Annotated in this window: 25 protein-coding genes and 1 pseudogene; 7 read left to right on the forward strand and 19 right to left on the reverse strand. The window is 55.8% G+C overall.

The window, feature by feature from the left end; genetic code table 11:
- The first annotated feature begins 121 nt into the window (after window positions 1-121).
- Entirely contained in the window at window positions 122-814 is a 693-nt protein-coding gene (locus tag NMG80_RS35400) for a hypothetical protein (protein ID WP_254022435.1), read from the forward strand.
- Window positions 815-874: 60 nt separating this feature from the next.
- On the opposite strand, the gene NMG80_RS35405 is transcribed toward NMG80_RS35400, so the two are convergent.
- On the reverse strand, window positions 875-1,135 hold the full coding sequence (locus NMG80_RS35405; RefSeq protein WP_254022436.1) for a hypothetical protein: 261 nt from the start codon (window positions 1,133-1,135) through the stop codon (window positions 875-877).
- 418 nt (window positions 1,136-1,553) lie between these two features.
- On the opposite strand from NMG80_RS35405, the gene NMG80_RS35410 reads away from it, so the two are divergent.
- Window positions 1,554-1,838 carry a hypothetical protein gene (locus NMG80_RS35410; protein WP_367186060.1) on the forward strand — a complete coding sequence of 95 codons (285 nt, stop codon included), beginning with the start codon at window positions 1,554-1,556 and terminating at the stop codon, window positions 1,836-1,838.
- A 351-nt stretch (window positions 1,839-2,189) separates the two neighbouring features.
- Here NMG80_RS35410 and NMG80_RS35415 read toward each other — a convergent pair whose 3' ends face one another.
- Window positions 2,190-2,426, reverse strand: coding sequence for a hypothetical protein (locus NMG80_RS35415; protein ID WP_254022438.1), 237 nt, complete (start codon window positions 2,424-2,426; stop codon window positions 2,190-2,192).
- 347 nt (window positions 2,427-2,773) lie between these two features.
- On the opposite strand from NMG80_RS35415, the gene NMG80_RS35420 reads away from it, so the two are divergent.
- Window positions 2,774-3,142, forward strand: a complete 369-nt coding sequence (locus NMG80_RS35420) for a hypothetical protein (protein WP_254022439.1) — start codon at window positions 2,774-2,776, stop codon at window positions 3,140-3,142.
- On the opposite strand, the pseudogene NMG80_RS35425 reads toward NMG80_RS35420, so the two are convergent.
- The 3 genes and pseudogenes from NMG80_RS35425 to NMG80_RS35435 form a co-directional block, all read right to left on the reverse strand.
- Window positions 3,084-3,922, reverse strand: a pseudogene (locus NMG80_RS35425) (ATP-dependent DNA ligase). The gene NMG80_RS35420 and the pseudogene NMG80_RS35425 overlap by 59 nt on opposite strands.
- 155 nt (window positions 3,923-4,077) lie before the next feature.
- Window positions 4,078-4,362, reverse strand: coding sequence for a hypothetical protein (locus NMG80_RS35430; protein ID WP_254022440.1), 285 nt, complete (start codon window positions 4,360-4,362; stop codon window positions 4,078-4,080).
- A gap of 588 nt (window positions 4,363-4,950) precedes the next feature.
- Complete coding sequence (locus tag NMG80_RS35435; protein WP_254022441.1) at window positions 4,951-5,127, reverse strand: hypothetical protein; 177 nt, start codon at window positions 5,125-5,127, stop codon at window positions 4,951-4,953.
- Here NMG80_RS35435 and NMG80_RS35440 point away from each other — a divergent pair.
- Entirely contained in the window at window positions 5,126-5,689 is a 564-nt protein-coding gene (locus tag NMG80_RS35440; protein WP_254022442.1) for a hypothetical protein, read from the forward strand. The two genes, NMG80_RS35435 and NMG80_RS35440, sit on opposite strands and share 2 nt — an antisense overlap.
- Here the strand turns inward: NMG80_RS35440 and NMG80_RS35445 are convergent.
- Entirely contained in the window at window positions 5,667-5,867 is a 201-nt protein-coding gene (locus NMG80_RS35445; RefSeq protein WP_254022443.1) for a hypothetical protein, read from the reverse strand. The two genes, NMG80_RS35440 and NMG80_RS35445, sit on opposite strands and share 23 nt — an antisense overlap.
- Before the next feature lie 522 nt (window positions 5,868-6,389).
- Between NMG80_RS35445 and NMG80_RS35450 the strand changes: the two genes are divergently transcribed.
- The gene (locus NMG80_RS35450) at window positions 6,390-7,835 is read left to right on the forward strand and encodes an SMODS domain-containing nucleotidyltransferase (RefSeq protein WP_254022444.1); all 1,446 of its coding nucleotides are present in this window, start codon (window positions 6,390-6,392) and stop codon (window positions 7,833-7,835) included.
- A 2-nt stretch (window positions 7,836-7,837) separates the two neighbouring features.
- Here NMG80_RS35450 and NMG80_RS35455 read toward each other — a convergent pair whose 3' ends face one another.
- The 12 genes from NMG80_RS35455 to NMG80_RS35505 form a co-directional block, all read right to left on the reverse strand.
- Complete coding sequence (locus NMG80_RS35455) at window positions 7,838-8,608, reverse strand: hypothetical protein (protein WP_254022445.1); 771 nt, start codon at window positions 8,606-8,608, stop codon at window positions 7,838-7,840.
- Between the two features lie 279 nt (window positions 8,609-8,887).
- Window positions 8,888-9,523 (reverse strand): HK97 family phage prohead protease, encoded by a 636-nt coding sequence (locus NMG80_RS35460; RefSeq protein ID WP_254022446.1) that lies wholly within the window; start codon window positions 9,521-9,523, stop codon window positions 8,888-8,890.
- Window positions 9,507-9,656, reverse strand: coding sequence for a hypothetical protein (locus NMG80_RS35465; RefSeq protein WP_254022447.1), 150 nt, complete (start codon window positions 9,654-9,656; stop codon window positions 9,507-9,509). The genes NMG80_RS35460 and NMG80_RS35465 overlap by 17 nt, the downstream gene beginning before the upstream one ends.
- Window positions 9,653-10,255, reverse strand: coding sequence for a hypothetical protein (locus NMG80_RS35470; RefSeq protein WP_254022448.1), 603 nt, complete (start codon window positions 10,253-10,255; stop codon window positions 9,653-9,655). Before NMG80_RS35470 ends, NMG80_RS35465 begins: the two co-directional genes overlap by 4 nt.
- Window positions 10,255-10,764 carry a hypothetical protein gene (locus tag NMG80_RS35475; RefSeq protein WP_254022449.1) on the reverse strand — a complete coding sequence of 170 codons (510 nt, stop codon included), beginning with the start codon at window positions 10,762-10,764 and terminating at the stop codon, window positions 10,255-10,257. The genes NMG80_RS35470 and NMG80_RS35475 overlap by 1 nt, the downstream gene beginning before the upstream one ends.
- Window positions 10,765-10,968: 204 nt before the next feature.
- Window positions 10,969-11,730, reverse strand: coding sequence for a hypothetical protein (locus NMG80_RS35480; protein ID WP_254022450.1), 762 nt, complete (start codon window positions 11,728-11,730; stop codon window positions 10,969-10,971).
- Window positions 11,731-12,496: 766 nt separating this feature from the next.
- Window positions 12,497-12,844, reverse strand: coding sequence for a hypothetical protein (locus tag NMG80_RS35485; RefSeq protein ID WP_254022451.1), 348 nt, complete (start codon window positions 12,842-12,844; stop codon window positions 12,497-12,499).
- 149 nt (window positions 12,845-12,993) lie between these two features.
- Complete coding sequence (locus NMG80_RS35490) at window positions 12,994-13,422, reverse strand: hypothetical protein (RefSeq protein ID WP_254022452.1); 429 nt, start codon at window positions 13,420-13,422, stop codon at window positions 12,994-12,996.
- Window positions 13,423-13,553: 131 nt separating this feature from the next.
- A complete protein-coding gene (locus tag NMG80_RS37130; protein ID WP_301943416.1) occupies window positions 13,554-13,682 on the reverse strand; it encodes a hypothetical protein in 129 nt (42 codons plus the stop codon).
- A gap of 382 nt (window positions 13,683-14,064) precedes the next feature.
- Window positions 14,065-14,760, reverse strand: a complete 696-nt coding sequence (locus NMG80_RS35495) for an AAA family ATPase (protein WP_254022453.1) — start codon at window positions 14,758-14,760, stop codon at window positions 14,065-14,067.
- Window positions 14,723-15,319 carry an AAA family ATPase gene (locus tag NMG80_RS35500; RefSeq protein ID WP_254022454.1) on the reverse strand — a complete coding sequence of 199 codons (597 nt, stop codon included), beginning with the start codon at window positions 15,317-15,319 and terminating at the stop codon, window positions 14,723-14,725. The genes NMG80_RS35495 and NMG80_RS35500 overlap by 38 nt, the downstream gene beginning before the upstream one ends.
- Complete coding sequence (locus NMG80_RS35505) at window positions 15,300-15,557, reverse strand: hypothetical protein (protein WP_254022455.1); 258 nt, start codon at window positions 15,555-15,557, stop codon at window positions 15,300-15,302. Before NMG80_RS35505 ends, NMG80_RS35500 begins: the two co-directional genes overlap by 20 nt.
- 44 nt (window positions 15,558-15,601) lie before the next feature.
- Here NMG80_RS35505 and NMG80_RS35510 point away from each other — a divergent pair, with 44 nt between their 5' ends.
- The gene (locus NMG80_RS35510) at window positions 15,602-15,928 is read left to right on the forward strand and encodes a type II toxin-antitoxin system HicB family antitoxin (RefSeq protein WP_254022456.1); all 327 of its coding nucleotides are present in this window, start codon (window positions 15,602-15,604) and stop codon (window positions 15,926-15,928) included.
- 59 nt (window positions 15,929-15,987) lie between these two features.
- Here the strand turns inward: NMG80_RS35510 and NMG80_RS35515 are convergent, their stop codons facing one another.
- Window positions 15,988-16,194, reverse strand: coding sequence for an excisionase family DNA-binding protein (locus NMG80_RS35515; protein ID WP_254022457.1), 207 nt, complete (start codon window positions 16,192-16,194; stop codon window positions 15,988-15,990).
- Between the two features lie 277 nt (window positions 16,195-16,471).
- Between NMG80_RS35515 and NMG80_RS35520 the strand changes: the two genes are divergently transcribed.
- Complete coding sequence (locus NMG80_RS35520; RefSeq protein ID WP_254022458.1) at window positions 16,472-17,659, forward strand: tyrosine-type recombinase/integrase; 1,188 nt, start codon at window positions 16,472-16,474, stop codon at window positions 17,657-17,659.
- Window positions 17,660-17,830: the final 171 nt, after the last annotated feature.

The following is a 17,830-nucleotide window of genomic DNA, read 5'->3' on the forward strand; positions in this document are numbered from 1 at the left end:
CACCGGTTTTGCCCCGGTTACCCTAAACCACTCAAAACCATGTTGCTACCCTTGAAACAGGTAGCAACATAAGCCCTTGATTTGTAAGACGTGGTAATGAGCGGAGGCTGCGAATAGCAACATGGATAGCAACATGGCGTGTGAGGAAATGTCAGCCAAACCCGAACAGCGCACTCCATTGATTGGCGAAGTGATCGAGATGGCCCCCAAGCTTAACGAATGGGCGTCGATGGGAGCACATTCGTTCGGTCTATATTCCGGCATCAACGCAGCTATCGCCGAGGCTCCAGACAAATTCGCACCCATAGTCCTGCATGCTGACGAATTGCGCATGACCTCAGCGATGCTTTGCATGGTCCGGATATTCGCAACGATCGATCGAGGAAGCGCCATATCGCTTCAATCTGTTAATCGCTTCCTCAAGACCGATGCCGCCGCTTCGGATCTAGCCGCAGCGTACTTTGGAACGAGCGATTCATCGAAGACCCAAGATGCAAATCGAACATGCGAACTCTCTATCCATCGCTTCAAGAACGAGTACGCACGGATCAACTGGTCCGCGCTCGGTCGACTTCAGAGTTTCCGCAACTCCGCAATTGCCCACATCAGTTGGGGAGAGGTCGATAAGTTCGTCACCTTTGGCGAGTTGGAGGCGCTGGTTGAGATTGTTGGGCAGCTCGCCGGGGAAACTAGTTTGATGACAAGCGGCTTGAACAACTGGCCACACGAGCACCAAGAAAGCGCCCACGACAATGCAAAACACAAATGGAGTGCGATTTTCGCGGCAGATCATCTGGACAGGATTGACTACTGAGTTCAGATGAAAAACCCCGCACAAGGCGGGGCTTCTAGGAAAAGTTCTGGCGGGTTACGATTAGGCGATGCCTGACATATGCGCGAGACAGATGGCCTTTGCAGCGTCATCAATCGGCTTCAGGCTGATACCCAAGATCATTCGGTCTCTGTTCGGATCCTCCACGGCAAAGGACCGCACGCCATAAACCTCACCCAGTCGGCCGGCTCTTTGCCGTCCCATAACAAGCGACGGCATTGGCTGGCTTACGTGAGTAATCCAGTCGCCGATCTCAAATTGCCAGTCGGCGTCGATGCTGGCAGCATTTACGTGGACGTTCATTGCAAGTCTCCAGGTTGCGGCTCTCACAAAGCCAAGCCGGAAAGAGGCACCGGCAGCCGGGGGTGTGAGGCGACTTGGAAATCGCCGGCAAGCTTTTAGGTCTCGACCTTGGACATAGCTATGCCACCCCGGCCAAGGTCTGGTCCGCCGCCGCGTCGACCCATGTGCCCCTTCCCCTGTAAGAAAGCATGGCCGAGAATCAAAACGGATGCAAGCGCAACGTCTCGTAACTATTTGAAATCGTTAGGCGTTTTCGCCTTAAAAGTCAAGCTTCGGTATGCGAAAACGCCTACTTGCTGATTGTGCTTGTAAATTCGGGCGGGCCGGGCGTGAGGCAAGCATACATTAGCAACATCTTGAATAATGCGCAGCCCGCTCCAGACTCAATTCCATGGCGCGGGCAATAGGTATTGGGGACGTGGTTGCAATCACTGCCACAGTCCGGAGGCGGGTTACCGAGGATGTCGTAAGCGTCTCTCTCCCAAGCTACAATTTCCCGCACTCAATCCGGGATTCATCTAAGGTCAAGCGAGGCCAGCAGATCGAGCTTACCGGCGAGATCACGCGCATAGACGAGGAAGCCGGCAAGGTCACACTCGCCATGGGACCGCTGGTGACGGTCGTCATCGACAAGGTCAGGCTGGTCGAGAAGTACAGGCCGCCGAAGCGAAAAAAGCCGTTGCGTGACATGGTAGTAGATTGAATTATCGCACCTCGCCATTGTTCATATGCGTTCTGAGGAACTGCTTACTGTTGTGGCGCGTTAATCTGTATCGGGAGGTAAAATCATGTCTGTGCAAAACGAAGACTATCGAACGAACAGAGCCGACTACGCGATCGCCGCAAAGCATGGCCCCGCGGCTGCTATGGGAAACCCCAACAAACTGCTCGCAAGAAAAAAGAAGTTGCTGGTGGGACGCGATCGGAGGTTGCTTGCAAGCCCATCGGACAGTGCGCCGGATGATCCGAAAGCTGGGACGCGCGGTTAGCGTGCAGTCTTCGACAAACGCGACCTGGCCAAGTGGCTTCCCGGCCGAGCAATAAGTCCCCTCCCTCAGCCCCTCGACATCGGCGCCGCATGCGGGCGCTCCCAATCGGCTGGCCTGCCGTTCAGCAAATTGAGCGCCCGCTTCAGATCCCCATGCAGCCGGTCGACCGCCTCCCAATGCTCGCGAAACGGTTTCAGCGCCAACTGCGCGTCCCGCAATTCACGCTGCAGTAGCGTCGCCTGTCGCTCGATTTTGGCGAGGTGGTATTCGGAAATCGTTTCGCGGCGGCGGTAGCGTGGCATCCCTGTTCTCCTTCGATGAGGACAGGATAGGAATTTAATCCTCACTCCGTCAAGGCAATAGCAAGTAGCAGGCCACACCTCGCCGACGCCGACTATCACACCCGTTTTAGGCATGAAGTCGACTCCAGGCTCATCCGATTTGACGGCCAGGGGAACGGAACATGACAATTTTACTAAATTAGCAACCACGCATGGAGAGCCTATAACTGCCCAGCCGGCGACCGCTTCCCCAAAACGACAGCCGGTCAGGCCCAGCGGTCTCCCCCCACCGCAAGCCGCTGGGCCGCTCGACCTTGCGCAACGGATGGGGCGGACTTCATGGCCCGGATTAAAAACGGGTGAATTGAATGTCGACTTTTGCCGTAAAAAGTTTTCGGGCCGGAACGTTGCTCGTCACGAGGGTTAAGATGCAGGAGGCAGGCGTGGCCAAGAAGCCGTCTATGGACGAAACGCTGCGACAAACCTCTGACCAACTGAAGAAGATTCGGAAACGCGTCGCCAATGGCGGTCACGTGGACCAGATGCAAGATGTCGATGCCCTGGTGGGCCTCGCCAAAGAAATGGCCGACCGGCAATTGGCCGAGTTAGAAAGCCCGGCAGATGAAAACGATGGCTCTTGTGCAAGACGGTGGCGATGCAAAGGACTGAGCGTGCGCTCTATTCCTCATCCCAAAAATCCTGCAGCGAGGCGTGGCGAAGGTCCTCCTCGCCCCTGAGGTGTTTCACACGGGCCTTGATACCCGGCTTGACCCACTGCGTTGCCGGCCGCTTTGGCATGTCCTTGGGCGGTGGCCCGGCATGTTCCTGGACACGCTTCCACAGCCGCTCCCGCATCTCGCGATTGACGCTCACAAACGCACTGCCGACATACCTGCGAGTGCCCGGTTCTGCCATGAGTACGAATGCCGGCTTACCCCGCTCGCGTTCGATGCCGAGAAGTTCAAACTCGCTTTCGGTGAAGGACTTGGTTTTCAGCCATTGGTGGTCGGGCCGCTGCGATATTTGCTGTCTCGACGCTTCGATACCATCCCCTCCAGACCGGCCGCGTCGATTAGGTGATAGATCGCATTAGCCTCGCCTGGCATGGTCTCGCTGAACTGGATGCGGCTGTCGGAGCCTATGAGGCCAGCCAGGATTTCCCGCCGATCCTCAAGCGCCATGTCGCGCAAGTCGTGGCAATTGAGATGCAGCAGATCGAATGCGACGAAATAGAGGTCGTGCTGGCGCCTGGTGATTGCCTTGCGCAGCGCGGCAAAATCCGAAAGACCAGCCTAATTCAAGACGACAACTTCGCCATCGAGGATAGCGTTCTCGACGTCCAGCGTTCGCGCCGCCGCAGCTAGATCGCGGTATTTGGCAGTCCAATCGAGACCGCGGCGGGTGAAAATCCGCGCGCCGCCGGCGTCGATGATGATCTGGGAGCGGTAGCCGTCGAATTTGGCTTCATGCATCCAATCATCGCCTTGGGGCGGCTTTGCTACCAAGGTCGGTATCATCGGCGGGATGAACTCGAGCCGGCCGACGCCGGTACTTACAATTTTACGCACTTATTTGATTCTAGGCGGCCCGCTTATATTAGCCAGAGTGAACTGAACGTGATTCCGGGCCGAGACCTTCACACCTTCGCCGTGGGTAAGGGGAACTCAAGGCGCTATAGAAAATACCTGCCAGCGAGGGCGTACCATGCCAAGCCCAACATCGAGAGCACATACAGAACCAGGAACGGAAGCACGGACGGCTGGCTGTCGAGGACGGCGTCAGCTTCTTCCCATTCCTCAACCAGATTGCGATCCCGCCACGCCTCCGTGACCACCAAACCGTCCGGCCCTTTACCGTCGGTCTCTCTCGACATTCTTTTTGCGATATCGGCTTGGATCACTGGAAGCAGGTTGCCCGGAAACCGTTCAGGAGGATTGTCGCCATCGTTCTTGTCCATCCGGCCAACAATGTTTCTGCCTTCACTTATGTTCCAAGTAAGGAACTCGGCGACGATCGGTCGGGTCAGTCCGTCATGGCGTGCACCCGTGGAAGTTCCTGTGTTGGATAAGGGCTCGCTATCAAAATCGGCGTGGCTCCGCTCACTGTGCACGGCGTCAGCTAGTATGGCGCAACCTAAACCGGCTAGCCTACGTTGCCCATTGGTTCGGCGCAGCCAGGAGGATCACATGGGCAAGCCAGCACAGGATTTTGCCGAGAAGCTCCGCGATCGCATCCGATAGAATTCCGCAAAAGACCGCAACGCATGGGCAGCCCTTCAACTGGTGCGCATGGCTATTGAAGAGACCTGCCCCGCTGGCGTGTTGCCGAGCGAAGAAGCCGTCCTACTGCTTTACGGCCCAGAGCCGGTGCACGAAGGCGAAGCGCTGGCGAAAGCGATCATTGAGACGGTCGAAAGGTTGACTCGATGAGGTTAACCGCCACTCATAGGCGCTTGTCGCGGGGCGCCGATTGGGAGCGTCCCCACCAAGCGCCTATGAGCGGCGCATTGGTGAAGCCGATCACGCTTAAGCAAAAGCGCGAAGGCTTATGGCTTTGAGGAAGAGGAAGGCGAAAGCGAAGCTTTAGCAGGCTTCGCTCTTTCCTTTTTGTCCTGACTCATTTCAGCCTTGTCGCTATCGTGCGCCTTTGGGGGCGTTTTGAGCATCCGCTTCAGCGTCTCGTTGAAAGCCTTCTCATCGGCTTTTTCATGGGTGTCTGACATGGTCAATCCTTGGGATCCTTTGCCGCTGCCACCAACTGCAGAACCGATATGGAAACAAATTGCACTCGGTATTGGCCTCGTCGTCAGTGAGTGGGAATCCGTTGAATACGAACTCGGCATCCTTTGCAGCCATTTTTGTGGCGGCACGCTCTATCCCTTCAAAGAGTACGGCAAAGGTCGCATCTTTCGAGAAAGGACAGCAGTCATCGCCCGCTTTGCCGAGAAATATTTTGTCCGCATCTGCGACCAACAAAAGGAGGGAGAATTCGATCGCTTAATCAAGGCCTCAATTGGATTTTCTGATAGAAGAAATGAGGTAGTTCACGGTCTTATACTCGATGCGAAGAATGTCACGTTCTTTCAAAATACCCCGTTGGTTATAGATAAATTGAAGGCGCATCAGTATGTAATCTTGCCGCATCTATATGCAAAAGGATGGGACCATGAGCTTCGGAAGCCACCTCCGTACGCATACAACTTCAGTCAAATGCGGCAGCTGGCCGAGCGAATGGAAGTCCTTCACCAAAGTATAAAGACCTTCAAAGAATCTCTCCCAGAATAAGGCGCTGAAGCACCGCAGAGACCATTGCTCGCGAGACATACGGAGGCACTTCGAAGTCTTGTTCCAAAACCTTCGCGCCCTCAATAATTTCGCGCGCCGTCAGCCCTTCGGGGACCCAGGCGCCGCGTTTCTCGTACACTTCAATCTTGCCGGCCTGGCGGCTCGAATCATAGGACATTTTCCCGTACTTTCTCAAGTATACAATTAGGAATATATTCCAACAGTCGTCAAGCCACCCGCCACGCCTTCCACACCGCATTAAGCGGCGCAGCCACAAAGCCGCGGTCGTCACGCGAAAACCAACCCTGACCAGTGCAAATGGCAGCGCAAAGCCTGCCCCTCACCACCGCAAGCCCGACGTCGCCGGCTTGCGGGTCTTTGGTGGCAAGGGCCGCATATTGCGCCACAGGGTTGGAGCTAAGTGTGCGCCGCACATGTGGAGCGCATCCTTTGAAGTAGCTGTCCAGCAGCCCAGTATCGCTTGGCGCCATGCGTCTCAGCGTGCTGGCGGCATAGGCTTCGAATAGCGGCAAATCTTGCCGGTCAATTTTGAACGTGAGGAATCGTCCGCCCAAATGTGGCGGTTACGAAATCAAGGGTCATTGAGATTCCTGTGGAGCTGTCTGAAAGCACCTACTCGGAGGTGCTACATTCTGATAGGGGAGGTAACTATTTTTTATGACGTTTGATTGGGACTAAGATGAAGTTATCAAGCTATTTCAAGTCCTTTTTGACAGATACGGTAAACTTAAACAGCACACGTATCGGCCTGCTGGACAGCAGTATTGATGCGATCAAAAACTTTATTAGGCAAAGCGAATGGACACCCAGAAATCGTTCGTTTTTTGAGCACGGCTCGTGGGCACATGACACCATAATAAAACCAGTAGATCAGGGCGAATTTGACGCTGACTTGCTTGTAATTGTCGACCACGTCCAAGGGTGGAGTGCCTCCGATTACGTTACCACCTTATCCAAGATTTTCGGCGATAGTGCTACCTATAGTAAAATTTCAAAGAAATGGGACTATTGCGTTACCGTCACATACAGTGGCGAACGAAAAGTGGATATTGCGCCTTGCGTAAGGGGGCGCAATGGCGACGGTCTATTGGAAGTATGCAACGGTAAAACAAACGAATTCGTTCGAACGGAACCGGTTAAGTTTACGGATTGGCTCGTAGAGAGAAACTCTATCTCTCGATCGAACTCGTTTAGAAAAGTCACGCGGCTTATAAAATATCTTCGCGACATCAAGACTACATTCACATGCTCGTCGGTGCTTCTTACGACGTTGCTTGGCAGGCAAATTGATACGCTTGACAAAGACAGTGAACTTTTTGCAGATACTCCGACGGCTTTAAAAACAATTATTGGCAGGCTTGACGATTTCTTGCAGGGGTACAGTAAAAAGCCTAAAATCGTCAATCCCTACCTTTGGGGCGAGGATTTCGCCGCAACTTGGACTGACGATCAGTATACAAACTTTCGTAACTTCGTACACAAATATCGAGAGTGGATTGACGCTGCCTTCGACTCACCCGATCGCGCGGACAGCATCACGTTGTGGCGGAAAGTGTTTGGTAATGACTTCGCAAAGAGCTCTGAGATTGTAGCCAAGTCATTCCTCTCAGAAGATGCGTTCTCTGTCCACAGTTTGCTTAGGTCTTCGGCCGCCCATTTGGACGATCTGGTCGAAACAATTAGGGAATACGGCACTTCGATCCTGCCCAATATTTTCAACAAGCCACCTCACATGCGGTTGCCGCCCTGGCCGCGGGCATCAACGTGGTCATTTCCGATTTCGGTTGTCTCAATATTCCACACGAGCAAAGACGGTATCAACGGCACTCCAGTGCGTAGCGGCCAGATACTTCGGCCCCGCGGCGGCCTGTGGTTTGATGTCAAGCTGAGAGATGGGCGTTCGATTCCAGATGGACATCGGGTGCAGTGGCGCATAACCAACACCGGCGCGATTGCGATGGCGCTCGGAAAAGGCCGCGGAGGTTTCGAAGTTCCTCAGCGCGGCAACCGTCGATGGGAGGCGCTCGAGTATCGAGGAGTGCATATTGCCGAGGCATTCGTAATCAGAATGTCCGACGATGTCCTAGTGGCGCAGAGCGATCCGTATCATGTCACCATCGAATAGTTTCAGAGCTTCAACGAGGCCTTTATCTCCTCCCATTCGTTCGACAGTCGCTCGCCGTTGGCTTTAAAAACTCGTCCAGAGAGGCTGACCGAGGCATGGGCCTTACTGGCCTCGTATTCTGCAAATTCGTAGATGATGCTCGCCTCCAGCGCCGGTGTGCTCCCCTCAGCCGCAGTCTGAAACATCTGTTTAATTCTGCCGTGAACGTTCTCGCTTCTTTGCCGCAGCCACTCCAGACGCAGGTATCGCATGGCGATTTGCTCGCCAAAGACAATGGTCGCAGCAGCAGCCACATATCCAATGGCAAACTCCCGAATAGATGCAACAACAACGAATAGGATAACATAAGCCATCACTTGCGCGCGTAGGGATCGAAGCATTATTTTCGATATTTCAGACGTAAAGAAACTGCTTTCCGCTACATTTGCGGCGAGTCGCCTAAGCGGATTCTCCTGTTCGTTATTGTAGTATCCCGGTGATGAAGTGTGAGTAAGATTCGTTGAAAACGCATGGGACAGTATTTGCCTGCGTCGCGCATCCTCTGCTCTGGGTGAAAGATAAAGTTGCGCAACAATACCTACCACAAGGACAACTACCACTAAACTGATATAAGCCGCTTGGACCACCTCGTGTAACCTAGGTGCCTTTGTGGGATCAATGGCTATCACGGCGATCGATAGCGCCCCAATTAATACGAAGATCCAACCCGACGCTTGATCAAACTGAACTAGCGGCCGATAGAATTTGTCACCAATAGGATCGATGGTAGCCATCTTTGTATCCAACGGAATCAATCTTTGAGCAAGTATTCTCACAAAAGGAAACGTCGGGACAGAGGAATAGCCATAGCAGACCCCCATATTTTCAATTGGAAAAATGTGCGAAGTGGGGGCGATGCGGTGTGGCAAAACCGATTGCGGCACCTTTTGCCTTACCCCCTACCAGGGGGGCGGTCACATCCCCGGCGGCTTCAACTGCAGGACCGGTCGCCAAGCACAGCGCTATCGCTAACTCAAGTTTTGCTCGCGCGTGCGCGCAAGCGCGCGCGAGGGTTAGCGCGTATACGACCGCAACTGCGCAGCCAGCTTGCCTAACTCCGCATCAGGTGATGGCGCCGCTTCTGCAGCCGACAACGAGCGCAGCGCTGCCTGCATCTTGGCGTAGGCGTCGTCCATAGAAGCCGCGAATGCCGACTCCTTCACGGTCGACACACGGGCAAGGTCGTTGCTGGGGTCGTCAACCAGGCTGACTTCCTTGAGGTCGATTTCCTCCAACCATCTCTTCGTCGTGCCGCGGCCTGGCGAGGAGCGTTTAACGCGGAAGCCGATCGATAGGCCATCTAAGGCGCCACCCTTCATCAACGATAGGATCCGCCTGCCGTAATCCGTTTCGATGGCAAGCAGGCGGCCCTCGACAAACAAACCTTTTGCGTCCTCACGCATGGTGTGAAAAACGCCGATCGGCAGATCATCGCCCGTAAACGGGTTGCCGTTGGACCCATGCATTAACATCATCTTTGGCAAGCGTCCGCGGGCACGCCATTCGGCAAGGGATGCTTTGAAGGCCCCATGCATGATGATGTCCGCGTGGCTATCGAGATTGCCGAAGACGGCGCCATAGCCGCTGAAAACGCCGGTCTGCGAGTTGATGTCAGATGGCGCGAATTTTACGTCACGCCGCTCGGTCATTGCGTTTATTCCATTTGCGAAGGGCGGCTACGATCTTCTCGCCGGTTTTTGCGTCAGTTAGTTTTTCTGGCACTTTCACGTCGTACTGGTCGGCCTCATATTCGAGGGCATGCGTTGTTTCGATCGCGGTCACTCGAGGTATCCTTCCGGCACATCGGCCTTTTTGATGTGGTTGAATCTAAGGCCATACCGTAGCGCGTATGCAGCGTGATCCGTCCGGCTGTTGGGGTGACCAAGCAGGCTAAGTCCGAAATCCGGCAGCCCGCCCGTATCGACTCCGGCGCACTCCAGCCTCCGCTTCATCTTGCCGAAACGCGAATGAACGGCGATCGCCTTAGCAAGATGTTGGAAAAATTCCTTCGCCAGGGCGGCCTGTTCGGGCTTGAATTCGGCTACGACGAGCTGGCTCGCCTTGATCCGTTCCTGCCGAATGAGTTCAGCAATTTCGCGCTGGGCCTCGTTCAGCAGGTCGCGGCGCTTGGCGAGCGAGGCCATTTTCTCGCGGGTTGCCGCAGGCGGTTCGTACGATGAGCCGCGGATCAGTGCGTCGATCTGGTGCTTACGGTCCTCGTCGCGTCTAACAGACGCGTCCTCGCGAGCGAGGGCGCGTTGCTCTTCGTCGATCGCCTTCGACTCGGCCGTCATGTTGTTCTGACGCTGGTACAACGTGCGCAGTTCGGCGCTCACGTCTTCCGGGGTCGGCACCGGCTTCTCAGGATTGATATTAGCCATTATGCGACTCCGCGTTCGTCGGGCAGCAGTTCGCGCGCAATAGAGGCGAGTGCCGAGAATTTGATCTTCGTGAACTTGCTGAGACCGTCGGTCTTGGTTTCTCTCGCTGCATAGCGACTCTCCCCGATCCACGCGGCTTGTTCGTTGTGCGCGACTAGGATGGTACCGTCGCGCATATCGAAATCGCTCCGGTAGCGCCAACCAACGCTCGACTCGATGAGGTCGGTGATTTCGTCTTCCGGGGTCAACTGGCCTTCGCCAGCTCGGTAGTTGAGCGAGCCTAGAGCCTTCTCCGTTTCCACGGCCTTGCGAATGCTTGGAGCGGTAAGCGCAAGAGCGATCCTAGCAATGGCTCGCGGCGTGACAGGCGGCGCGACGGGCCGTGCTGACGCAATACGTTCGGCAACTTTCAAGCTTTGGATGACCTGCCGCGTGAATGACTTAGGCAGGCCTAGATGTTCGGCGAAGACGTCAACGACGTCCCGCGCCAAAACCTTGGGCGTATTCATTTTTTGTAATCCGATTTTTGGAGGTTAAAAAAAGAGCCACCGCCCTTGAGGGCGGCAGCTCGGTTAGTCCCGCATGTGGTACTTCCACAATGGCGGGTTGCCGGCGCGCTGGCGACGCTGACCGGCCGTCAGCAGGCGGGGAACGCGCTCGCTAACGAATGTCTATATCTTATTGTACCCCATCTCGCCGGCATGGCGTTGATGCTATGCGGCCAGATCACGTTCGAAAGCGAAGACGCCACCTTCAGTCCAAGCAGGCTGCGTCTGATCTCGTCGCCAAGCAGGAGTGGGCATGTCCGCAAAGAGCCAGGCCGGCGTGCCGACTAGAGGCCAAGTCGGCTTCAGCGCGGTCTCGCCGGCTTCAGCGCGGTCCATCTTTACATAGAACGCAGAGAGTTCGCGGAGCGCTACCCGCAACAGGCCCTTGCCGATCGAGCGCAGAGTCGCTGGAGGGGATCCTATCTCGGCTTCGGTTTCGCCCAACTGTAGCAGCGTCCAGTTCCGGCAGGCCGCGGCAACAACGATGGGGTAGCATGTGCCGAGCACGTCGGCGGCCAGGGCAATCACCTGCCGCGCATGAATTGACCCAGCCGCGTAAGGGAGGTCTCGGAAGACGTTGAAGCCGCCATTGTCGACAACGTCGGAAATAATCTCGCCGCCATCCTTCCACGCGTCAGCCTCTTCATCAAAAACCAGGGTGTTGCCGTTCTCCCCTATGGGCACAAAACCTGCCAAGTGCGTCGCCTCGAGAAGTAGCTCTCGCCAGTCTTCATCAGCCCTGTCGTCGCGATATGTGCCGGCCGTCTCATGATCTCGCCGAAATCGAGTGGCGGCAAAGAAGTGGCGCCTGTTCTCGACTTCGCTAATTCCAAGCTCTCCGCGATTGTATTGCTCTCGTAGCGGCCAAGCGGTAGGGCCGCGGCGATTGTCGTTAGCGGCGAGCGGAGTCCGATCGATGTTCGACATTTGGTGTTCCCATTATTGACCCTTCGCCAGAAGGGTGTGAACCGGCTGGGCCGGGTAGTCCGTTTCCGCGATGTGCGGGACGGTAGAAGCAAACTATTGTTGTATTCCCGCAACAACAGTTACAGAAATCGTACTGGGTAACTTACGAATGAACATAGACGCGGCATTTAGGATCTCCTCAATTAGCGACGTAGAGACAAAATGGAGTTACCAATGTTTAGAGAACAGTTCGAAACAGCACTTACCGAAATGCTTGCCCACGCAGCAGATCGAGGAGCGAAGAGTGTCAGCGTGAATTCGGGAAATCTCCATCGGTCAGTTGGTGGTTATCCCGGTCGAAATCATCGCATGCCGATCTGCTGCGAAGTGATGTATGCCCGCAAAGGCGACGGTGACCGCGTGATATCTGCGCCTCCCAAGGGCAAAGGTGCATCACTGACTATCGAGTACGCTGTGGCATCTGGCAGATAGGACTAAGCGACACGCCCGGTGGGGCGTTAACTGCCCCACCGGATACATTGTCGTTGTCCGGCTTCAAGTCCGGCCGCAGCGTGTAGAACTCTTTCCAACTGAGGCGACGAGTTTGAACGGTGCCGTCGCCAATGGTGATGGTGCGCGATGTTGTCATGGGTGTCTCGGGAAAGGTGGCGCCTTAGCGCCGGTTCCGGCCTGGCCGGTCTTCATCATCGCCAAAGCGGCGAAGGTCTAGGGCTATATACGGTTGAGGGGCAAAAAAGACAGGTTTTGATTCCGACAAAATCAATGGTTATTCCAGATGGGCTAAACGCTCCGATAGATTCAGTCTCAGACCATTGTCCTTGTCGTACTCCACAGCCGTCACAGCGTAGATGGCTATGTATTTGGTGCGATCGAAGCCAATGACCTCACCAGATGCATTGAGCGAGGCGTCGTCATCGGTCAGAATAACTTTGCCGCCGCTCCTAATCGCATCGACCAATTCTTCAATTTTTACCGTGCTGGCGTTTTCGTGGCGGCGATATCGGTCGTGATATCTCAGCCCCTTCAGCCAGTACTTATGGATGCAGGGAAGCGGTGTGCCGTCGACCTTCGCAAACCATGAACCTCGCTGACCGATGGCTTTCTTAGTTTCCAAAATTTAGCCTCCCTAATCGAACCGAGGAACTATGTACCGCCAGGGTCGGGTCGGCAACTTCCCTTCGCCAGGATGGGTGAACCGGCTAGGCCGGGCAGTCCGTTTTCGCAAAGCGCGAGACGGTAGAGCATTTAGCGATGTGGTTTTATTCAATGGACTAGCAAGCAATCATTCTGTTCGTATAAACTCGCAGCGGCGATCTTACGTGAACCATCCGAAGCAAAGTGCTTTTGCCCGATGCTTCGCCGAGCCTCGTTCACAGCACCTGTCCAAACTTGACCAAGGCTAAAATCGGGCGAAACCACACCGATTGAGGAGTCCACGATGGGGGATGGCAAGCTAAGCATCAAGTCCAGCGGCAGCGATCGTCCATCTTGCATTGCCTTATAGAACTTCCTCCCCTCACGAAGGGCAATACCAAACAGTCGCTCACGTGCAGGACTGTCATCCATCCACGTAGCGAGGGCAGCGCAATGAAAGGCAGACCAGATGGTCTCTGCCTGTCCGGATATATCGTCTTCCGCGTGTGATGGTGACGCGATCATTAGGCAGGCGACTGAAACAACCCAAAGACGCATTTTACCCCCTCCCATTTGCGCCACCATGCACCACACCCCAATGGGCGGCAACATCGCTCCGTAACCGGTCGGAACAAACTGCCGTTCGCTTGTTTTCTCGGCGAACCGGCTTAGGTGCTATGCCGCCCGCCTCATTCCTTGATCCGCTCATTGTCGTTCGCCGGCCGCAGGTCGGGCCGCAGGCGATAAAACTCGGCCCAACTGATGCGGCGTACCTGTACCGTTTCGGCGCCAATGGTGATAGTGCGGGCTGTGTTCATGCTGCTTCCTTATGCTGACCGCCTCCGCGGAAAGTACGGCTCCGGCTTGCGGACGTAATCGACAACGAGAAGACACTGCAGGCCACCGGTCGTCTCAATCACATAGGCCGGCTCGCCGTCCGCCTTAATCGTTGCGCCAACTACCTGGCACGGCTTCCATGTCGACGTGCCGTCAGTCTTGAAGGCCTCGAATTCGGCATCGTATGAATCGATAGCAAATGCGGTCATTGGAAATTGCTTTCATGTTCTCTCCTCGTTTCTTTGGTTTAGAGTGACGAGGTTCGCACGGGCTCGAACCCGTGTGCGAACCTTCGCACTCGCAGGGGGTATAAGGGGGTGTGCGAAGCACATAGTTCGAAGGAGTTCGAAGGTAGTTCGAAGCCTAGTTCGAAGGCACCTCCCCATACATTTCCGAAGCCACCAATAGGCGCCGGTATCGACGTGACGGAGATCCTTCCTCGACTATCTTGACGGTTCCTTTGTCGAGGAGGCGCTGCTGCGCATCGGCAAGCTGGCGCTTTGTCAGACCGTTGGCTTCCGCGTGCGCAGCCATGATCTTCGGTGCGTAAGTCTGGCTAGGGCTAGGGCTGAGGCGCTGTCCCTGATGGTTGAGCTTGGACAACAGATCCACATAGGTTTCATCCGCTTGCTTATTCAGTAGCCATGCGACTGGCGAGGGTTTGCCGTCATCGAGCACAAAGGCGCCTTCGAGATAGCGGAACCGAAGCTCGCCACCGACCTTTCCGTAGTTCGCCTTTTTGTTGGTCAGGACGCGTAGGTTTGCATCGTCCTTGTCGGCGGTGAGATACAATCTGGAGCGTACGGAATTGCCCCAGCCGGTAGAGCCGGAAAGGCCGGTTCCTGATTGCATGCCTTGGACTGAGGGGTGCGCTAGGAGCACGATTGCGCAGTCAATCTCAATCGCGAGCTTCCGCAGCATCCCGATGAATTGCCGAACCTGGCCGCGTTTTATTTCATCGCCTCCGTACAGGTCGGCTGCCGTATCGAGCACAATAAGGCGCGGTCGGAACGCAAGCGCTTCAGTGGCGAAGGCATGCCAAAGTGGAGTCGGCTCCATCTGACCGGCCCCTGTTCGGAACGGAGAGCAGAGCGTCCGCATCCGCCATGGGTAGGAGGCGAAAATCATCGAGGTCGGAAAGCTTCCGTTGTTGCGCCCATACTATGTCGGCGAGGCGTCGATGGAATTCGGCAGATTCGTCCTCCGCGCCAAGGTAAATGACTCGGCCAGGGAGTGGGCAAAGGTCAAGCGTTTCGCACTGAAGCGCTCCCGCCGCGGCAACCTGCAACGCCAGCAATGATTTGCCGACGCCACCGTCGCCGGACAGCAACGTTACCTGCCGCATTGGCACCAAGCCCTCTGCCCACCATTCCCGCGGTGGAACCGGCTTGCCGTGCCAGTCTGCCGGGTTGATTAGAGGGAGGGCGTTGTCGTTGCTGGCCTTAGGCGGCCCGGAGCGAAGAAATTCCCAATGAATGAATTTCCCGACGCCCCTGTCGAAACCGACGTAAGTGCGGTTTCCCTTGATCTCCTCGACTGTCCCGGCTTGCCAAGCGGCGTGATGCACACGGTCGCCAACTTTGTACGGGTTATCTGCTTCAGGCTGCGCTGCGGTCATGCGGCATCGGCTCCATAAGCGCAGCCATCGCGGCGCTGGCGATTTCTTGAACAAGTTTTTCCGAGAACGTCGCGCAGCGGCGTCCCATCGCATTAGGCGCATACACCGCGTAGCCGCCAGCCGTGCGTTGGGTGAGACGCAGGCCGAAGAGGCGCAATTCGTCAGTCAGCGCGACGTCGAAGCGCGCGATGACGTTCCCGATGCCAGGTGGCTCGGGTTTGATGTTCAAAATGTGCAAGTTGGTGGTTCCCGTTTCTAGATACGCCCGAGGGCGGCAGTTTTTTGGCCGCTGAGCGCGGCTCTTTGATTTGTCATGGCTTTCGTACGGCGATAGATGAAGAGGGCATGCGAGCGACGCGATACGTCCCACTCATCAATGGCCACACAGGTTCATGGCGCGTCTGGTTCCCCGATGTCCCTAGCTTCGTCGCCGTCGGGCCGACAGCGGCTGACGCCCTTCGGGATGCTTTTGGCGCCGTTGCTGATCGGCTTGACTATTGCGAAGCTGAAGACCTCCCCGCCCCCGATCCGCGCACCATTGATGAACTGCTCGATGATCCGGAGGTGAAGGTGCACCTTTCAGTCGGCGCGAAGTTGGTCGAGATGTAGCCGACGGCTGCCCTTGGCTGGATTGCCATCCAGCCAGGTCATCTCTGAAAGGGACTTGGTCATGCTGCCGCCCTCTCCTGCTCTTCGATCCACGCAGACAAAGTGCTCTTGCGAGCGCAAACGGTCTCGCCTAGCCGGAAGTGCGGCAGGCCGCCCTTGCTTACGAGGTGGTAGATTGCCCGCCGCGGGAAGCCCAAGTGTTTTGCAATCGCGTCGGCGCCGCGCAGGATATCGACGGCAAGTGGTGAGTTGTCGTTTGTTGTCATGAAATTCCCCGTTGTAACCAACGCCCATGAGGCGCGGAAATCCACACACGCCGAAGCGCGTTCAAAGATTGAATGTGAAAGACTGGGGTTGGGGCCGCCGTTCAATTTGGCGGGAGAAGCGAGTCGCGGCGGCAAGCGCCGACTTGTTACAACTTATAGTCGTTTTCGCCTACGATGTCAATATAGGGACGCGGATTACCTGCGTTGCGCGTATTCCATGTTGCTATTAGTCCGTTAGTCATGCTATCGGTTGCCATTCCTTTTGGAGGGCTTCCCGATGTCATTGCGCGAACGAACCTGGACCACGAAAAGTGGTGAGGTGAAATCTGCCTACATCATTGATTACTATACGCAAACCGGGAAGCGTCATATCAAGACGTTCGCCAAGAAGAAGGATGCTCAAGCCTTCGAAGCTAAAACCAGGATTGAGGTCAACGGTCACGTCCATGTAGCGGATAGGGAAACGGTGACGATCGCTGAAGCAGGAAAGTTCTGGCTGAAAAGTTGCGACGGATTCGAACGCTCGACCATCAACCAGTACACACAACACCTCAATCTTCACATCGTACCCTTCATCGGGAAGCGGAAGCTCACCGAGGTTACGGTCCCTTTCGTTCGGCAGTTCATGGACACCCTTCGGGAGCAAGGCCGCTCGGATGCGATGCTGCGCAATGTCAGGATAAGCCTCGGCGCCATCTTGAGCGACGCCCAAGAACGCGGGCTGGTGGTGCTGAACGCGGTCAAGGAAATGAGCCGCAATAAGAAGGGGCGCGCGAAGGCCAAGGAGCGCCACAAGGGACAACTGCAGGTCGGCGTTGATATTCCGACCCCGCAGGAAGTTCGAGCTATCCTAGACCACGCAGAGGGCCGCGTGCGCGTGTTCCTCATGACCGCGGTCCTCACCGGCATGCGCGCTAGCGAACTTCGCGGTTTGCGCTGGTCTGACGTTGACCTCGCCAAGGCCGAAATCACGGTTCGCCAGCGTGCCGACGCATATCAGGCAATTGGATCCCCAAAATCCAAGAAGGGCCGGCGCACAATTCCTATTGACGAGCAGTTGGTGACGGCGCTTCGTGATTGGCGGGCGGCCTGCCCGAAGGGCGATCTCGACCTTGTGTTCCCAAATACGGAAGGCAACATCGAATGGCATGCCAACATCGTCAAGCGCTGGCTGCACCCTGCCCTAGAGGCGGCTGGTGTAGTCGCTGCGACTGGCGAGACGGATGCGGACGGCGAGCCTATCATGGAAGCTAAGTACACAGGACTGCATGCGCTCCGTCACTTTTATGCGTCGTGGTGCATCAACAGACCGGAGGATGGCGGCTTTGGCTTACCGGCGAAGGTCGTACAGGAGCGAATGGGTCATTCGTCAATCGTGGTGACGCTCGATACCTATGGCCATTTGTTCCCGAAGGGCGATGATGCGTCCGCTATGAACGCCGCGACTGCCTCCCTTTTGGGTTGATAGCGACACGGTAGCGACATGCCGCACTAAATCATAGTGATTTCAATATCTGCGGACGGACTCTGACTCCGTTAGTCCTGGTTCGAATCCAGGTTCCCCAGCCACACCTCTTTTTTACTTATTTTTCAAAGGCTTAGAAAACATTAGAGTAACCGGGGCAAAACCGGTGGC

The organism is Mesorhizobium escarrei (genome assembly GCF_935825525.1).
Taxonomy (GTDB): domain Bacteria; phylum Pseudomonadota; class Alphaproteobacteria; order Rhizobiales; family Rhizobiaceae; genus Mesorhizobium; species Mesorhizobium escarrei.

What these genes read in the sequence shown, in the direction of transcription:
- NMG80_RS35490 (WP_254022452.1), bottom strand. Translation starts at nt 13,422, where the DNA reads ATGCGTCTTTGGGTTGTTTCAGTCGCCTGCCTAATGATCGCGTCACCA.
- NMG80_RS35480 (WP_254022450.1), bottom strand. Translation starts at nt 11,730, where the DNA reads ATGTCGAACATCGATCGGACTCCGCTCGCCGCTAACGACAATCGCCGC.
- NMG80_RS35400 (WP_254022435.1), top strand. Translation starts at nt 122, where the DNA reads ATGGATAGCAACATGGCGTGTGAGGAAATGTCAGCCAAACCCGAACAG.
- NMG80_RS35500 (WP_254022454.1), bottom strand. Translation starts at nt 15,319, where the DNA reads ATGACCGCAGCGCAGCCTGAAGCAGATAACCCGTACAAAGTTGGCGAC.
- NMG80_RS35415 (WP_254022438.1), bottom strand. Translation starts at nt 2,426, where the DNA reads ATGCCACGCTACCGCCGCCGCGAAACGATTTCCGAATACCACCTCGCC.
- NMG80_RS35475 (WP_254022449.1), bottom strand. Translation starts at nt 10,764, where the DNA reads ATGAATACGCCCAAGGTTTTGGCGCGGGACGTCGTTGACGTCTTCGCC.
- NMG80_RS35520 (WP_254022458.1), top strand. Translation starts at nt 16,472, where the DNA reads ATGTCATTGCGCGAACGAACCTGGACCACGAAAAGTGGTGAGGTGAAA.
- NMG80_RS35455 (WP_254022445.1), bottom strand. Translation starts at nt 8,608, where the DNA reads ATGGCTACCATCGATCCTATTGGTGACAAATTCTATCGGCCGCTAGTT.
- NMG80_RS35460 (WP_254022446.1), bottom strand. Translation starts at nt 9,523, where the DNA reads ATGACCGAGCGGCGTGACGTAAAATTCGCGCCATCTGACATCAACTCG.
- NMG80_RS35440 (WP_254022442.1), top strand. Translation starts at nt 5,126, where the DNA reads ATGGTCAATCCTTGGGATCCTTTGCCGCTGCCACCAACTGCAGAACCG.
- NMG80_RS35435 (WP_254022441.1), bottom strand. Translation starts at nt 5,127, where the DNA reads ATGTCAGACACCCATGAAAAAGCCGATGAGAAGGCTTTCAACGAGACG.
- NMG80_RS35470 (WP_254022448.1), bottom strand. Translation starts at nt 10,255, where the DNA reads ATGGCTAATATCAATCCTGAGAAGCCGGTGCCGACCCCGGAAGACGTG.
- NMG80_RS35420 (WP_254022439.1), top strand. Translation starts at nt 2,774, where the DNA reads ATGTCGACTTTTGCCGTAAAAAGTTTTCGGGCCGGAACGTTGCTCGTC.
- NMG80_RS35515 (WP_254022457.1), bottom strand. Translation starts at nt 16,194, where the DNA reads ATGACAACAAACGACAACTCACCACTTGCCGTCGATATCCTGCGCGGC.
- NMG80_RS35495 (WP_254022453.1), bottom strand. Translation starts at nt 14,760, where the DNA reads ATGGAGCCGACTCCACTTTGGCATGCCTTCGCCACTGAAGCGCTTGCG.
- NMG80_RS35450 (WP_254022444.1), top strand. Translation starts at nt 6,390, where the DNA reads ATGAAGTTATCAAGCTATTTCAAGTCCTTTTTGACAGATACGGTAAAC.
- NMG80_RS37130 (WP_301943416.1), bottom strand. Translation starts at nt 13,682, where the DNA reads ATGAACACAGCCCGCACTATCACCATTGGCGCCGAAACGGTACAGGTA.
- NMG80_RS35430 (WP_254022440.1), bottom strand. Translation starts at nt 4,362, where the DNA reads ATGGACAAGAACGATGGCGACAATCCTCCTGAACGGTTTCCGGGCAAC.
- NMG80_RS35445 (WP_254022443.1), bottom strand. Translation starts at nt 5,867, where the DNA reads ATGTCCTATGATTCGAGCCGCCAGGCCGGCAAGATTGAAGTGTACGAG.
- NMG80_RS35405 (WP_254022436.1), bottom strand. Translation starts at nt 1,135, where the DNA reads ATGAACGTCCACGTAAATGCTGCCAGCATCGACGCCGACTGGCAATTT.